This window comes from Qipengyuania sp. 902 (genome assembly GCF_051195295.1).
In the GTDB taxonomy this organism is placed as follows: domain Bacteria; phylum Pseudomonadota; class Alphaproteobacteria; order Sphingomonadales; family Sphingomonadaceae; genus Qipengyuania.
The window spans coordinates 251362-267462 of sequence record NZ_JBNJLJ010000001.1; the positions used below are offsets into that span (position 1 = coordinate 251362).

A 16101-nucleotide genomic window follows, 5' to 3' on the forward strand; every position below is an offset into this window, starting at 1 on the left:
GGCAGCCCTCCTTCAGGCAGACGGAACCCCTGACATGTTCACCCAGCTGAACCCTCCGCTTCCCGTGCACGTCATTGATCGCGGCGCCGGGCTCGCCTTTGCGGTCATCGACTACGGGTTGGAGCACAATCTTATCTGGATCACCGCGATCGATGCGACCGGCGAAATCTGGTGCGCCCCCAATCCCAAGGTTCGGCTCAGCGAAAACTGGACTGCCGGCCGTATCGTCAATCCAGCGCGGGATAGTGGCCAGCAGGAGGAATCGAAGGAACAGGAATGAACAAGCGCCCACTGGCCTTTTTCGCGCACCATCAGGGCCGCGGTCATGCCAACCGGATCATGGCTATCCTGGAGCATATCCCGGACGATCGGCCGGTCACGATCATGACGGCAGCGCCCTCGCAGTTCGATGACCGGCCGCGCGATGCGACCATGGTCGAGCTGCCGAACATGATCGGTGCGCCCTCGCGCAGTCCGGCGCTGCACGACCAGCCGACGCCGGAGGTGATGCACTGCGTCCCGCTCGGCGTGGAGGAAATGCGCCAGCACATGGGGTCGATTGCAGAAACGCTGCGGAAGGCCGACCCGGCGCTGTTCGTCATCGACGTTTCGGCGGAGATCGCCCTGTTGTCGCGCATCATGAGTGTGCCGGCCGTGACTATCAGGATGCATGGTGACCGTGAGGATGTCGGTCATGTCGCGGGCTACGAAGCCTGTGTCGCCATGCTGGCCCCGTTCGACGAGCGGATGGAGCAGGCGAGCTACCCGCCGCGCCTTCGCGATCGCACCTTTTACACGGGCGGCTTGTGCACCACCCGCGCACCCTTGCTCGATAAAGGAAAGGCGCGCGCCATGCTCGGCTTGCCCGAAGACAGGACCATGACGCTGGTAATCGCCGGTGGCGGAGGATCGGGTACGCCTTACGCCCCGCTCACGGTCGCCGCGCGGGCGGAGCCGGAAACGCAATGGCTGGTCGCCGGACCGGTACACCGCGAAGGGCACGAAACCGATTTCGGCAACCTCCAAGAGCTAGGCTGGATCGACAATCTGACCGATTACCTGTGCGCCGCCGACCGCGTGATTGCTTCGGCCGGCGACAATACGGTCCACGAGATCGCCCGGGCGGCCAAGCCGTTCCTGTGCATCCCGGAATGGCGGTATTTCGACGAGCAGCAGGCCAAGGCGAGAGAGTTGGAGCGCCTGGGCGCGGCGACTTATCGGGAGACCTGGCCCGCCTCGATCCCCGAATGGCAGCGCGCGCTATCCGAGACCGACGCGCTGGATGCCGGCGTTCTTGCATCGCTGCATGACGATGATGCCGCGCGGAAGGCCGCGCACTGGCTGGAGGAACAGGCAACCCGCCTGTGGGCGGTCAGCTGAACAGCACGTCGGCACCCTGCCGGGTATCCGCAATCTCGCTAGTTGTGGGCTGACGCACCACCTCGAGGCGTGTTTCGGACCGCTTCACCAGTCCGCGCCGCTCGAAATCGTCCAGCCAGTACTGCATGCACCACTCCCCCCACCGGCTGCGATAGAGCCGGGCATTGCGGATGATGGTATCGAAATGCTGCAAGGGCGGCTTGTGAACATGGTGGTGCTGGTGGAAGCAGATCGTCCCGCCCAGCCAGTACATGCGCGCGCCTGCCCGCTTCAGCCGCTGGCCCAAATCCGTCTCTTCGGCACCGTAGCCGATGTAATCCTCATCCATTCCGCCAGCCTCAGCCCAGGTCTGCGAGGACATGATGAAGGCCAGCCCCCAGAGTTCTCCGAAATCCGCGATCGGATCGACGGAGGATTCATCGAGGGGGCGCTTGCTCGGATGGCGCACGCCAGTGCTGGCCAGCAGGTCGTAATCCGGTGCCCCGTCGGAGGTGAGCCAGCCGTCGTCGCGCCCGGGCAGGTACCGCACTTCGGGCAGGAACACGCCCTCGCCGTCGTGCACATGTGCTTCCGCCGCGCGGCGCACGAATTCAGGATCGGGAATGCAATCGATGTCGAGGAAAGCCAGAACATCTCCCTCCGCCAGTTCCGCAGCACGGTTTCGCGCGGCGGCGAGCGGCATGGGATCGCCCGGTACCTGCACACAGCGGACAAGGAAGCGTCCGCCGGTTTCGATTCGCGGCGGTTCGTCCTGCATGTAGGCGACAACGAGTTCGTCTGGCGGGAAGGTCTGGGCCTCGAGGCCTGCAATCAGGTGATCGAGATGCTGCTGGCGCCCGCGCACCAGCGTGAGCACCGAAACGGATCGATAGGTACTCACCAGCTGCCTTGCGCCTGGTAGTGCCGGACGCCTTCCAGCACGCCGGCAGCGTAGCACCCTTTCGCCCAATAGGCATGGGACAGCGACGGATCCTGCGCCAACCCGTCGCTCGCATTGCCGACCACGATCGGGAATGGACAGGCGCGCAGCATGGTCAGGTCATTCCCGCTGTCCCCTGCGACCACGACACGCGACTGGGTCAGCGAGAGCTCATCCGCCACATGGACGACCGCCGGCCCCTTGCCGGCACCTTCGGACAGGATATCCAGATACCGACCATGGCTGGCCACGATCTCCACGCGCAGGCCGGCTTTCCGGAACGCGCGGCGGATGTCTTCGGGATCGTGCTGGTCTATGAAGAAGCTGGCTTTGCCACTGTGCTGTTCCAGCAAAGCCTGCTGCCGCAGCCCGAGTGTATCCGTAGTCTCGCGGACCGTATTTTCCTGCCAGGCGTTTTCCACCCGGCGTCGCCAGCCTTCGTCTTCCGAGAAACAGCGTTCGTCCCGGTCGTACCAGTGTATGCGAGTGCCCACGCTGCTAATGATGACGTCGGGTGTCGGTACGCCTTCCGCCGCAAGGATTGCTTGCGCGCTGTGGAAACTGCGCCCGGTCGCGATGCCGAGCGCGATATGGCCCGACTGTTCCGCCTGCCAGGCGAGGAATTCGCGCAAGGCTTCCCGATCACCCAGCAGGGTGTTGTCGATATCGCAGATCAGGATCCGGTCCCAGTGCGGTGCTCGTTCCAGCGGGCCGGTCAATTCATGCAGAAGGCGATGATACTGGCCGCGGTGAGCCGTCCAGTCGTAGGCTGCAACCGCTTCCACACCCGCAGTGGCGTAGCGTACCCACTTGCGCCTGTCCGTCACGATGTCCCGGCAAGCGGTGGCAATCGCCTGCGGATCGCGCGGGCAAACGAGTTCGCCGTTGCTGCACCGTTCCACAATATCGTTCGGGCCGCCGCTGTCCGTGGCGACCACCGGCAGGCGCGACGCGGCTGCTTCCAGCAGCGTCAGGCCGAAAGGTTCGTTGAGGGCGGGGTTCACGAATACGCCACCGCTCTCGCGCGCCAAGGCATAATAGGCGGGGATGTCGGCGGGGTCGTGATGCTTGGGATAGGCGACCTTGCCGTATAGATCGTGTCGGTCGACCGCCTCGATCAGCTCCTGCATCACCTCGCGGCATTCGTTTTCCAGATCGCCGAGCAGCGAGCGGCAGCCTGCGACGATCACCAGATTGGCGGCGTCCTGCAACTTCGGATCCCCGGCGTAGGCCTCTACCAGACCGAGCAGGTTCTTCTTGCGAACGGGCCGGGCGATGGCGAGCAGCATGGGTTTGGCCGGATCGCGCAGGAAATGCGCCAGATCCGCCCGCACTTTGTCGGTGGGTTGCGCGCTTTCGAACCGGGTCAGGTCGCATCCCGGCGGGATCACGCGGATGCGACCCGCTTCGATGCTGTCGTAGTGAGCGTATTGTGCTTCCGCCTCGTCGCGCGAGCTTGCTATTACGGCGTCGGCAAGAGCCAGTGCCCGCTCTTCGACAGCTATCCGCGTATGCAGGCTTGCGTCGGCCCCGCCATTGACTTCGCGCTTGACCGCCCCAAGCGAGTGGCCGGTAAAGACGTAGGTGATATCGAGCTCTTCCTTCGCCTTACGGGCCAGGATGCCGGCATCGGCATAATGGGCATGGATGATGTCGGGCTTGCGATCGAGATCGTTCAGGTAAGCGAGAAACGCCTCGCACAGCTCTTCGTGTCGCTCGTGCAGGGCTTCTTTGGGCAGGTATGACGGGTCGCCATCATCCAACCGGACGAGCCGTATCTTGCCTTGCACCTCTGCGCATTGCGCATCGAAGCGCATGCCCAGCTTCGCATCGGCAAAGCCACGGGTCACGATATCGATACGGTCGATGGCCGGATCGCGCGCACTCGCGCAGGCCAGTTCGAGCAGATAGGTGATGTGGCCACCGGTATCGGCGTTGATGCCATAGGGCACATCGGACAGTGTGAGGCAGCCCTGCAGGGCAATATGACAAACAAACATCGACGGGCTCCGGATCTGCGGGTACCGATGCTCGTGGCTGTTCCAAGTTCCTGACAATCAAGGTGATAAATGTTGCTTTCATGCGTATAGCCCACGTCGCGCCAGTCATTCACTCGGTCCCGCCCGTCACTTACGGCGGCACCGAAAGGGTCATCGCGGACCTTGCCGCCGCGCAGGTCGAGGACGGTCACGAGGTCACCCTGTTCGGCCCGGCCGATTGCACGCTTCCGGATGTGCGGCACGTGGGCGACTACCGTTCGCTATCCTGGCACGAGCAGCAAGGGGGTTCCGCCCCACCGGGCCTGCCTGCGGTGCTGGAGGCGCAATTGCTGCGTGACGTGCTGACCCATGGCGGAGCGCACGATGTCGTTCATCTGCACGGCTCGGCCCATGCGAGCGCTGCGGCCAGCGCGCTCGGCATCCCGGCGTTCCGCACGATCCACTGGCGCGCCGACGAGCCGGATCACGTCGAGCATTTTCGCGCATTCCCGCAAGAGCGGATCATCGCGATATCGAATGCGCAGGCAGGGGCAGTGCCGGTCGGCAGTTTGGCAGGCGTTGTGCATCACGGGATGCCCACAGGGCGATATCGGGCGGGCGATGGATCGGGGGGCTACCTCGCATTCCTCGGTCGGATGACGGACCAGAAGCGGCCCGATCGCGCGATAGAACTCGCGCGCGCAACCGGCCGGGACTTGCGCCTCGCCGGTCCCGTCGATCCAGGCAACCCCGGTTATTTCGAGGAGGTCGTACTGCCCGCACTGGACAATCGGATCAGGCATGTCGGGAGTGTCGACGATGCGCAAAAGCAGGGCTATCTGGGTAAGGCAGCCGCGCTGGTATTCCCCATCGACTGGCCCGAACCTTTCGGCCTGGTGATGATCGAGGCGATGGCATGCGGGACGCCTGTAATCGCATGGCGACAGGGGAGCGTCCCCGAAGTGATCGAGGACGGGGTAACAGGTATCGTCGTCGATAGCGTTGCCGAAGCAATCGGTAGGATGGACGAAGTACTGCAGCTTGACCGGTCAACCATCCGCCACCGGTTCGAAGAACGGTTTTCTGCCCAGCGAATGGCGCGCGAGACGCTGTCGCTTTACCGCGAGGCCTGTTCGTCCCGGTCCTCGAAAGAATCCAGTGCCAGCATGCCTTCGCCGTAGAGATAGTCGCCGCAAAACTCGCCGAGCCGTTTCAGCTCGGCCTCGTCCAAAATCTCGATCCGTCCTTCGCCATGCGGTTCCAGCACGCCGCGTTCCTTCAGGATACGAAAGCTGCGATTGGCATGGACCGGCGTGATGCCGCACGCCTCCGCATAATCGCGCTGCAGCAATGGTACCGGCAGATTGCGACCGTCATACAGGCCGACGAACTTGAGCCGTTCGATGATCTCGCAAACGAGGTGGGCGATTCGCCCTTCCGCATTGAGCCGTCCGAGGCGGAAGATCCATTCGCGGTGCATGGCTGCATCCAGCAAGGTGGAGAACCACAGTGCGCGGGCTAGATGGCCTGATCGATCGACCAGCTTGGCAATGGCCGAATGGGGGACCTCGGCAAGGTGAACGCGCCCTAGTGCCGTCGTATTATGATCCAGCCGCTTCATCGGGAAGCCGTGCAAATCGACGAAGTCGCCGGGAATATTCAACCCGACCAGTTGCCGCTCACCCTTCCGATCGTCGCGGTGGCGAAGCACGGTCCCTTCGATGATATAATAGGAATGCTCGATCCGCTCTCCACGCTCGACCAGAGTTTGCCGCGGTTCGAGCCAGATAGTGCGACGGACCGCTTCTTCGAGCCAGGTCTTTTCTTGAGCAGCCAGTTCGTGCCGCAGGCGGCCTTTGAGAAAAAGTTCGGTGTGCAATGCAGTTTCCAGGTTTGTCGCTGAATTTTCGACTAACCAAGACACGAGGTCCGTTCAAGCGTGGTTTCTCGGACCATAGACAAGTGTTAAACCCCGGCACCGGACCGCACGACGGACGAACATTTCCCTGTAGTTGCGATAATGCGAATAAGCTGACTGACCGGACACAGCTCCCTTGGGGTTGTCTGGCCGATCGGTGGCGAAGCTACACCAGCGTCGATCTGGACCCGAACGCTCCCTGCGGCGAGGGATTAGAATTGACGCTGTGTTGGAGTGACCGGGGAGCGGCACGGACGAACCGCACAGCCAGATTGGCAGCTGCTCGAGAGACCGAAGCCTCAGCTCTTTTGCAATAGACGCGTTTCTTGTGCTGCAACCTACTCCGGGAACGAACCAAATTACAGAGGGTGCGCAGGCGCCTACTGCCCACTATGAAGGGATTCCATGAGCCCTATTGTGACCGGTTATGAAAAGACGCTGGATTGGCCACTTTATCAAGGTCAACCCAAACCCTATTTGCTCGCGACAACGCCTAGGAGCGGCAGCACATTCCTCAGCCATCTGCTATGGCAGACAGGCTGCCTCGGAGCTCCGCTGGAATATCTGAACTTCGAAGCCACCGGCCCCTTCGGCTCTGCTAGCGGCTTGCCGGACCGGCAGGCTGCTGTCTGGGAGCATGTCGTCGCACACCGGACCTCGCCCAACGGCATTTTCGGGATGAAGGCCTTCCCGCTCCAGATGGAGGTCTTGGGCAGCCAGAACCTTTCGCTTCTCACAAGAACCATGCGCTTCCTTCTCGGGAAAGGGCCGGGAAGCCGGGTGGTGCAATTGCGACGCAGAGACGAAATCGCGCACGCAATCTCCTTGGCCCGAGCAAGCCTGTCGGGGATCTGGCGCGCAGAGCAGGAACGCGGGGAAGACTCGGACCCTATCTATTCGGCACATATGGTGAAGCGGGCCCGCCGCGAACTCGCTGCGCAGGACGAAGCCTGGGCACAGATGTGCCGTGAGATGGGCATCACGCCACTAGTACTGTGGTACGAAGATGTGGTCGCCTCTCCCACGGATGCAGTAGCAGCGGTGGCGGACTATCTGTCGGTCGCGCTCGACCCGGCAGCGGAGATAGAAGTGCCCAGGATCAGGCAGCAGTCGCAATCGGGAGCGCGCGAATGGCGCCAGCAATATGAGGGTGGCAGCGATTAATCGTCCTGCTGCGAGAGGACGTTTTCGGCCAGCACCAGCGCTCCGGTAATGCCCGAACGCTCGCCAAGCGCGGGACCTTCTATCTTCCTCTCGACCCCACCGGGCAGGTAGCAATTGTCGAGCTTTGCGAAACTATCGCGGACACGTTCGAGCAGGCCCGGGGTTTCCATGACCCCGCCGCCCATCACCACTCGCTCCACTGCCGAGAACGAGAAGATCGCCAAGCATAGCTGGCCAAGGTAATGGGCCACCACCTCCCGCGTGCCTTCGTCCTGCAACTCATCGAGCCGTCTGCCCCAGCGCGCCACAATGGCAGGGCCGCTGACAAGCCCCTCCAAGCAATCGCCATGATAGGGGCAGCTGCCTGCGAACTCTCCATCGGCTTCATGCCGGGCCACGCGGATATGTCCGACCTCGGGATGGGTAGGCCTGCCGAAAATTTCGCCACCTGCAACCACGCCGCCGCCGATACCCGTTCCCACGGTCACATAGGCCAGCGAGGCCTGCCGCGAAGCTCCCCTCGCGCGCCATTCTGCGAGCGCAGCAGCATTGACATCGGTATCGAAGCCGATCGGGCAGGACAGCGTTTGGGCGAAGAAACCCGCAATATCGCAATTCCTCCAGCCCGGCTTTGGCGTCGAGGTGATATGGCCCCAGGTGAGCGATCCAGGGTCAAGGTCTACCGGACCGAAGCTGGCTATGCCGAGCGATGCGAGAGCGCCTTGCGCTCGGAACCAGTCTGCCGCTTCCCGCAAGGTATTTGTAGGATCGCTCGTAGGAATGACGTGGCGCGCGGCGATATCGGCGGGCGATCTGCCAGCCGCGAGCACGAACTTGGTCCCGCCCGCTTCGATACCGCCCAGCAATCCGGCCTGCTCAGCGATCTTCCGTCCCCCTCTTCCTCGGCCCTGCCATCCTAGTCTCCCGCCTCGATGTTTGCCATAGCGGTTTGGAGGGCAACGAAGGGCAAGGCATTATGGAGAAGACCGGCAAGCGCAGACATCCCACACGGCGCGAGACACTGGTCGGAGGGGCCAGCGCCGCAGCACTGTTCGCAGCGGGTAGCGCGGCCGCGCAGACCGCCGAAGGTCAGCCGCTGATGGGCAATCCCGACCTCCCCGAAGAGCCCCGCAAGCGGATGGGCTGGGCGATAGTCGGTCTCGGCACATTCGGCGTGGGACAGGTCATTCCCGGTTTCGCCAATGCGCGCCATTCGCGCATGACCGCTTTCGTGTCGGGCAATTCGGACAAGGCGCAGACTTTGGGCGAGCGGTACGGTGTCGGGCGCCATTATGACTACTCCAGTTTCGACTCCATCGCCGAAGATCCGGAGATCGATTGTGTCTATATCGTCCTCCCGGTGGGTCTGCATGCCGAATATACCATCCGCGCGCTTAAAGCAGGTAAGCATGTGCTGTGCGAAAAGCCGATGGCCGCGAGCGCGAAGGAAGCCGAAGCCATGGTCCGCGCGGCAGCCGAAGCGCAGCGCAAGCTGGGCGTCGCATACCGCGTCCATTTCGAACCGAACAATGTCCATGTCCTGGGCCAGGTGCGCGGCGGCACGCTCGGGACGATGCGCTTCATCTCGGCCGAGCACGGCTTTTCCGCCAATCCCGACTACCCGCCGCACAAATGGCGTCTCGAGAAGGCGCTGGGCGGCGGAGGCTCGCTGTGGGATATCGGCATCTACGGCATCAACACTTCGCTGATGATGCTTCCGGGCGACCGGGTGACAGGGGTGTCGGCGGCTTATGCCACGCCAGAGGGCGACCCTCGCTTTACCGAGGTCGAAGGGGCCATCGATTACCGCCTGACCATGGCGAGCGGCATCAACGTACAGGGATCGTCTTCCTATTGCTGGAGCCCCTACGTTTCGCGCCAGCGCTATTTCGGAAGCGAGGCCAGTATCGAACTGCAGCCTGCGACGACTTACGGGTTCAACCAGATTACATTGGAGAGCGGCGGCTCGGCCCCGCGCACCTATCAGGCAGGGGATGCGATGAGCCAGTTCGCTGCGCAAGTTGACGGTTTCTCTCTGGCAGCACGCGGCGCGATGGAACTGCGCACGCCAGGCGAAATGGGCCTGCGCGACATGCGCATCATGGAAGCGTGCTATGCCAGTGCCGATCAGGGTGGCGCAGTGGTGAAGGTAGACATCCCGGTCTAGCGGGCGAACAGCTTGGCCGCGCAAGTTCGCAAGGCCTGGACCAGAATATCCGCCGGAACACTCGACTGCGATGAAGCGCCCGGTCATGGAACCGGTATCGACGAGAAGCTGGCTGCGAAATATCCTTACAGGCCGGCGCAGGTTCCCATCGCCCGCATCGAGGATGGTACAGTGTGAACATTGGTGATGGGCTAGGGGCGAAGGATTCCCGCTTGTGTTTGTGCGACTGGAAGAATCCTTCCCTCTCCGTCGAATCGCAGCCGTTCGACGGCGACCGCCCTGCGACCCAGCCCGCCGGCTTGGTCGCCGATATTCAAGGTGCCGATGTGGTAGAACAGGTACCACTCATCTTTGAACTGCGCGACACCGGGATGGATTGTGAAACTGTTCGCTGCCGGTCCGGTCACCTCGCCCCTCCACGTCCAGGGGCCGGTAATGGCGGGCGCCGTCGCGTAGGAAATTCGCTCATCCGGATGGATCGCTTCGTCGCGACTGGCATAAATCAGATAATACAGATCACCGCGTTTGAAGACCCATGGTCCTTCTTCGAAGTCCGGCAGTTCGATGGTCCTGATCGGCCCTGAAAAGCTGATCATGTCTTCGGACAGAGGCGCGATATAGCAATTGCCGTTGCCCCAGATCAGCCAGCTTTGTCCATCCGGATCGGTCCAGGCGGTCGGGTCTATATCGTCCCAGTGGTGCGGGCCGTCGGTGTCCTCGTTGCGGACGAGCGCACTGCCCTTGGCGTCGCGGAACGGTCCCAGCGGATTGTCCGCAACTGCGACCCCGATCGCCTTGCCGCGCGAGCCCTGCGCAGGATCGTGTTCAACCGCGGTATAGAACCAGTATCTGCCGTTCTTCTCATGCACCTGGCTCGCCCAGGCATCGCGGATTGCCCACGAAAAATCGGTCGGCGTCATGACCGGACCATGAGGCGTCCATTCACGCATGTCGCGGGTCGAATAGGCCAGCCATTCGGTGATGTTGAACATCTGATCGCCGGAGGCTTCGTCGTGGCCAACATAAAGATAGAGCGTGTCGCCCACGACCAAAGGGGCAGGATCGGCGGTAAAACGGTCCCGCACGATGGGATTGCCCGTGTAGTCGAAGGATGCCTTCTGGAGCGTATCGTTACACCCACCCAGCAGCAGCATCGCGACGATCAGATTTGAGAGTCTGGACTGCATATCAGAATGCCAGCTCTACGGCTTGACCGGAATAGACGATTTCCTGCCCGGATCGCCGTTCGAAGAGATCGCCGGTCCAGCTTCCGTCATGCAGCACGATCTTGAGCGCACGTGTTTCCTGCATACCGGGAAAGTCTCCTTTCCGCTCGCCGATGGTGAGCGTCCGCGCTTCGTCGTTCCAGCGCATCGGTATCTGGGCATGCTCGCCATCGATATAACCCATGTCGGTACCCTCGTCCTCGTAGAGCGTGAAGCTGCCGTCCGATCCCGCGAAGACATGTAGCGTCAGCGGCCCTTGCGGATTTTCGCCGGTCCATTGCACATCCGGCCCTGCCGGGACGATCGCTCCCGCGCGCACGTAGAGCGGCAACCGTTCTCGCGCCGCCGAGGCGACAATTCTTTGTCCACCCGCAAATTTGCGTCCGCTCAGCGCATCATACCAGTCCGCTCCGGCAGGCAGGTAAACCTCTCGCTCTCGAGCCTCGAATTCGCTTACCGGTGCAGCCATCAGGGATGGCCCGAACAGATACTGGTCGTCGATGCCCCAAACTGTCCGGTCGTTCTCGAAATCCATCACCAGCGGGCGCATTATCGTGCCATCTTCGAAATGGGTGCCAGCGGCTACGGTGTAGATGTAGGGCATCAAGCGATAACGCAGGCGATGATAGTAGATCAGCCCTTCGCGCATGGCGGGATCGCTCTCGCTTACGATGTAGGTCTCGCGTTGAGGAAACTCGCCATGGCTGCGGAACAGCGGGGTAAAGGCCCCGAACTGGAACCAGCGGAGATAGAGTTCGCGCCACTCGGGGACGTGTTCGGGATCCTGCCGACTGAACCGATCCTCCAGCGCGAAACCTCCGATGTCGTGCGTCCAGTTCGGCACGCCCGCGACGCTCAGGTTGAGCCCGGCGCTGATCTGGTCGCGCAGATCATCCCATCGCGCCGCGACATCGCCGGACCAGAGCGCAGAGGATGTACGTTGCACACCGCCGAAGCCGCTGCGGGTGAGGATAAACGGTCGCTTCCCGGGCTTATCCTTCCGCAGCCCTTCGAAAACGCCTTGAGCATGGACGAGCGGATAGGAATTGAAGATCGCGGCACCCGGCACACCGGTCGCGGGCGAAGTCATCTGGTCTTTGCGCTCCTCGACTGAGAGGTTGGAATGCCAATCGGGCTCGGTCGCATCCATCCACCACGCATCGAATCCGAGCGGAGCGAGTGTTTCTGCCATTTGGCGCCAGTAGATCTCGCGCGCCTCGGCGCTGTAGGGATCGTAAAAAGTATTGGGGTAGCCCTGCCCGACCCAATCGAGCTGCTCCGCTTCCAGCGGCCGTTCGTAAAGATAGCCTTTGTCGCGCAGTTCCCGGGCGTTTTCGGTCGTGGGATAAAACTTGGGCCAGACCGAAATCATGATCCGGCCGTCGAGCTCGTGTACTTTTTCCACCATGGCGGTTGGGTCGGGAAAGCGCTCGGGATCGAAGCAGTGGCAGCCCCAGCTATCCTCGGGCCAATAGAACCAGTCCTGCACAATATTATCGATTGGAATGCGCTGGTCGCGATAGGCCTGGAACACATCTTCCAGTTCGGCCTGCGTATTGTAGCGCTGGCGCGACTGCCAGAAACCGTAAGCCCAGCGCGGCATCATCGGAGCCTTGCCTGTCAGTCGGCGGTATCCGGCGATGCCTTCGTCCATTGTCGGTGCCTGCACCACGTAATAGTCGATCGCCTTGCCCGCCTCGCTGGCGAAGCTCACCGAATTGCGATCCATCGATGGCAGAGGATCGGCATGTTCGAGTGCGATGTAGCCCTGGTTGGGCTCCCACTCGATCCGCAGCTCGATCGGCTGGCCCCTAGCAAGATCGAGTTCGAAATTGTGGTACCATGGATTCCAGTTCTGCCGCCAGCGGTCGAGCACCAGCTCGTCACCCGCGAAAACCTTCACATAGGACGAAGAATAGAGCCGGAACTTGTGCGTCCCCGCTGCTTGCGGCGTGAAGCTACCGGTCCAGACGACCCGCTGCGTTTCGACTGCATTGCCTTGCGTATTCTGACCGGTCGTCGCTGCTTCGACCGCAACATCGGCTTCCTCCGGCCAGCGCTCCTGATCTTTCAGATACTGGTAGTCGATGGTCCGCTCCAAACGGTCCAGCACCAGCCGGTCGCCGAGGTAATACTGCGCCTGCCAATCGAGAGCGAGCTTCTCGTATGGCTCCGGATCGCCCACGCGCGTGATCGACGCATTGTCCCATAATATCCCATAGCCCTTGGTCGAGACCATGTAGGGTACGGTGATCGCCATATTGTGCTGGGCGAGCTCGAGATCCTCGCCATTGTAGTTCATCTGCCGGTTTTGATGCTGGCCGAGCCCGTAAAGCCCCTCGTCGGTGCCGCGATTGAACTGGACCCGCGTTTCGAACCACTGCTGGCCTTCGATCTCGACCGGATCGATCCTGCGGGCGGGAGCGTGTTCGTCGAGCAGGATCTTGCCGCCGCGATCGTATACGGTCAGGCGACCGTCATCGAGGCTTACTGCAGCCGAGCCCCCGCCGCTGCGGAGATATGCAGTCTCTCCATCTTGAGAAAAAACGGATGATCCGTCCGGCTCGGCGACCACCATCGTCGTCGGTCGACCCTCGGGCAGCTCGTCGGCCACCGTCACGCGGAACGTGCCATCGGCATAGGCAAGCACGCGGACCTTCTCGCCGGCATCGGTGGTCACGATCATTCCATGCGCGACCTGCTCGGCCTGGCCCGCAAAGGCGGGAGTGGTTAGCAGCGCGGTCAGTGCGAAGAGAATCCTGCGCGCCATGGTCACTCTCCCGATACCGACACGCCGCTGGCGATGGCCGCTGGCGCGATGCTCCCCGTGGCCGTCCCCGCAATCTCGAACGATATGCGCTTGCGGATATCATCGGATGAGCTGCCGACCATCAGTTCGATCGTGCCAGGCTCGATCAGCCAGTCGTCATCGAGGCTCCATAACGCGAATTGATCCGATGTGAGCGTGAACATGACCTCGCGGCGCTCACCGGCGTCGAGGGCTATGCGAGCGAAGGCGCGCAATTGCTGGACCGGCCGGGATACGCTGGCGACGGGATCGCGCATATAGAGCTGCACCACTTCGTCACCGGCCACAGGCCCCGTATTGGTGACCGGAATGGTGACCGAGATCGCGCCGCCCTGCGCCGGGATCTGGGCAGCGGACAGCCGCACCTCGCCATAGTCGAAATTCGTATAGCTCAGGCCGTGACCGAAAGCGTAGAGCGGCGTGACCGGAGCATCCATATAACGTGCCGTATCCTTCGACAGATCGGGATCCGCGGGCCGTCCGCTCGGCAGGTGGTCGTAATTCACCGGTACCTGCCCCGTCGCACGGGGAAAACTTACCGGTAGCTTGCCGCCGGGATTGTTCGCGCCAAACAGCGTGTTCACGATGGCCGGACCAGCTTCCACCCCCAGTAGCCAGGCTGCAAGCACAGCGTCGGCCCGCTCCGTCACCTCGGGAATGGCGAGCGGGCGGCCGCCCGTCAGCACGACGACCACGGGTTTGCCAGTCGCCTCGAGAGCATCGAACAACGCCTGCTGCGCGCCGGGGAGCTCGAGCGAGGACCGACTGCGCGCCTCACCCGAACAGTCGTAATCCTCGCCGATGGCCAGCACCACCATATCGGCATTTTCGGCGGCGCGCACGGCTTCTGCGATGCCGCTCTCATCGTCGGAACGACTGGCAGCTCCGCTGGCATAGACTACGTCGGGGTGTGCCGCTTCCAGCGCAGCGCGAAGCGTCACGACGTCGGCGGCATCGCCCCGGGCGCGCCACGAGCCGAGTTGGGAGAGCGCGTCATCGGCCAGCGCGCCCACCAGCGCGATGCGCCCGGCGTCCCGAGCAAGCGGCAGCACTTGGCGCTCGTTCTTCAACAGAACGATCGATTGCTCGGCGATACGCCGCGCCGCATCGCGGTGCGCTGCAGTCAGCATGACCTCGGTTTCGCGCGCGGAATCGTGATATTTGTAGGGATCGTCGAACAGGCCGAGATCGCGTTTCACCTTGAGGATGCGCCGGACCGCTTCGTCGAGCAGGGGCTCGAGCGATGGATCCGACTCCAGCGCGGCGACCAGATCCTCGGCATAGACGTCTGCGACCATGTCCATGTCGACGCTCGCGCGCAGGGCCAATGTTGCGGCACCCAGACGATCGCGCGCCACGCCATGCGCCATCAGCTCCTCGACCGCGCGCCAATCCGACAGTAGCAGCCCGTCCCAGCCCCATTCGTCGCGCAACATGGAGCGCAGCAAGGCCGCGTTGCCGGTCGTGGGTACGCCGTCGACAGCATTGAAGGCGGTCATATAGCTGGCAGTTCCCGCGTTTGCCGCGGCACGGAAAGGCGGCAAATAGACCTCGCGCATGCTGCGCTCGCCCGCCTCCGCGCCCGCATAGTCCCGCCCACCTTCGGCTGCTCCGTAAGCGCCGAAGTGCTTGGTCCCGGCCATGATGGTATCACGGGCGGACAGGTCGCCGCCCTGAAAGCCTCGCACCTGCGCCTCGGCCATCCTGCTGCCGAGATAAGCGTCCTCCCCCGCCCCCTCGACGATGCGGCCCCAGCGCGGGTCGCGCGCGATGTCGACCATCGGGGCGAAGGTCCAGTGTAATCCGGCCGCACTTGCTTCTCGCGCGGCGATCTCCGCGTGCAGACGCGCCGCGTCGGGATTCCAGTTCGCCGCCATTGCGAGCGGCACCGGGAAGATCGTGCGATACCCATGGACGACATCCATCGAGAACAACAGCGGGATGCCCAGCCGGCTTTCCTCGATTGCAACCCGCTGTAGTTCCCGCAGTGGTCCGGCACCCGCGACATGGAGATAGGAGCCGACCTCTCCCCTGCGGACCCGGTCCAGTTCCTCGGGACCAAGACGCGAATTCAAGGCTTTGGAGCGGCCACCCATCCGCTGTACTAGCTGTCCGACTTTTTCGGCCCGCGTCATTAGCTTCAGAAACGCGTCGATATCGGTGTGGGATGCGCCTTCAACTTGCGCCTGACGGTGGTCGGCGTTCTGCGCCTGCGCCTGCGCCTGCGCCGCCGAAAAACCAACTACCATCGCCGCTGCACAAGTGAATGGTAGCGATATCATCTTAGGTCCGATCAAGAACTTTCCCCCTCACCCACCAATATATCCCGTCTGGCGCAGGACTTTTCGGGATTGCTACCGTAGGCCGTTCACGAAATGCAAGGCCTGACAATTGACTCCCCTCTGAGCTTTGCATAGCACAATGATAGCGCTCACAAAGAGTGAGGCTGAATTTCGGGTTTGGGATTACCCGACTGGGGAGGACGTATGAACTGCTGGTCTAGTCGTGTTTGGGTATCGCTTTGTGCAGGCGCAGCCCT

The 16101-nt window shown here is 62.6% G+C and carries 12 protein-coding genes; 5 read left to right on the forward strand and 7 right to left on the reverse strand.

What is annotated here, in order from left to right; translation table 11 throughout:
* Positions 1-34 precede the first annotated feature (34 nt).
* Both ACSH0F_RS01205 and ACSH0F_RS01210 read left to right on the forward strand, forming a co-directional pair.
* On the forward strand, positions 35-280 hold the full coding sequence (locus ACSH0F_RS01205; protein WP_435199118.1) for a hypothetical protein: 246 nt from the start codon (positions 35-37) through the stop codon (positions 278-280).
* Positions 277-1380 carry a glycosyltransferase gene (locus ACSH0F_RS01210; RefSeq protein WP_435199120.1) on the forward strand — a complete coding sequence of 368 codons (1104 nt, stop codon included), beginning with the start codon at positions 277-279 and terminating at the stop codon, positions 1378-1380. The genes ACSH0F_RS01205 and ACSH0F_RS01210 overlap by 4 nt, the downstream gene beginning before the upstream one ends.
* Here the strand turns inward: ACSH0F_RS01210 and ACSH0F_RS01215 are convergent.
* Positions 1373-2260, reverse strand: coding sequence for a glycosyltransferase family 2 protein (locus tag ACSH0F_RS01215; RefSeq protein WP_435199122.1), 888 nt, complete (start codon positions 2258-2260; stop codon positions 1373-1375). The two genes, ACSH0F_RS01210 and ACSH0F_RS01215, sit on opposite strands and share 8 nt — an antisense overlap.
* Entirely contained in the window at positions 2257-4299 is a 2043-nt protein-coding gene (locus tag ACSH0F_RS01220; RefSeq protein ID WP_435199124.1) for an HAD-IIB family hydrolase, read from the reverse strand. Before ACSH0F_RS01220 ends, ACSH0F_RS01215 begins: the two co-directional genes overlap by 4 nt.
* A gap of 80 nt (positions 4300-4379) precedes the next feature.
* Between ACSH0F_RS01220 and ACSH0F_RS01225 the strand changes: the two genes are divergently transcribed.
* Positions 4380-5459 carry a glycosyltransferase family 4 protein gene (locus tag ACSH0F_RS01225; protein ID WP_435199126.1) on the forward strand — a complete coding sequence of 360 codons (1080 nt, stop codon included), beginning with the start codon at positions 4380-4382 and terminating at the stop codon, positions 5457-5459.
* On the opposite strand, the gene ACSH0F_RS01230 is transcribed toward ACSH0F_RS01225, so the two are convergent.
* Positions 5396-6157 (reverse strand): Crp/Fnr family transcriptional regulator, encoded by a 762-nt coding sequence (locus ACSH0F_RS01230; RefSeq protein WP_435199128.1) that lies wholly within the window; start codon positions 6155-6157, stop codon positions 5396-5398. The genes ACSH0F_RS01225 and ACSH0F_RS01230 overlap by 64 nt on opposite strands.
* A 444-nt stretch (positions 6158-6601) precedes the next feature.
* Between ACSH0F_RS01230 and ACSH0F_RS01235 the strand changes: the two genes are divergently transcribed.
* Positions 6602-7360 carry a Stf0 family sulfotransferase gene (locus tag ACSH0F_RS01235; protein WP_435199130.1) on the forward strand — a complete coding sequence of 253 codons (759 nt, stop codon included), beginning with the start codon at positions 6602-6604 and terminating at the stop codon, positions 7358-7360.
* Here the strand turns inward: ACSH0F_RS01235 and ACSH0F_RS01240 are convergent.
* Complete coding sequence (locus ACSH0F_RS01240) at positions 7357-8226, reverse strand: ROK family protein (RefSeq protein WP_435199132.1); 870 nt, start codon at positions 8224-8226, stop codon at positions 7357-7359. The genes ACSH0F_RS01235 and ACSH0F_RS01240 overlap by 4 nt on opposite strands.
* Before the next feature lie 110 nt (positions 8227-8336).
* On the opposite strand from ACSH0F_RS01240, the gene ACSH0F_RS01245 reads away from it, so the two are divergent.
* Positions 8337-9527: a Gfo/Idh/MocA family protein gene (locus ACSH0F_RS01245; protein ID WP_435199134.1), complete on the forward strand. Its 1191-nt coding sequence runs from the start codon at positions 8337-8339 to the stop codon at positions 9525-9527.
* A gap of 191 nt (positions 9528-9718) precedes the next feature.
* On the opposite strand, the gene ACSH0F_RS01250 is transcribed toward ACSH0F_RS01245, so the two are convergent.
* The 3 genes from ACSH0F_RS01250 to bglX are packed head-to-tail and all read right to left on the reverse strand — an operon-like array spanning position 9719 to position 15811.
* Positions 9719-10714, reverse strand: a complete 996-nt coding sequence (locus ACSH0F_RS01250) for a family 43 glycosylhydrolase (RefSeq protein WP_435199136.1) — start codon at positions 10712-10714, stop codon at positions 9719-9721.
* Position 10715: 1 nt separating this feature from the next.
* Positions 10716-13523, reverse strand: coding sequence for a TIM-barrel domain-containing protein (locus ACSH0F_RS01255; RefSeq protein ID WP_435199138.1), 2808 nt, complete (start codon positions 13521-13523; stop codon positions 10716-10718).
* A gap of 2 nt (positions 13524-13525) precedes the next feature.
* Positions 13526-15811 (reverse strand): beta-glucosidase BglX, encoded by a 2286-nt coding sequence (gene bglX / locus ACSH0F_RS01260; protein WP_435199140.1) that lies wholly within the window; start codon positions 15809-15811, stop codon positions 13526-13528.
* Positions 15812-16101 lie beyond the last annotated feature (290 nt).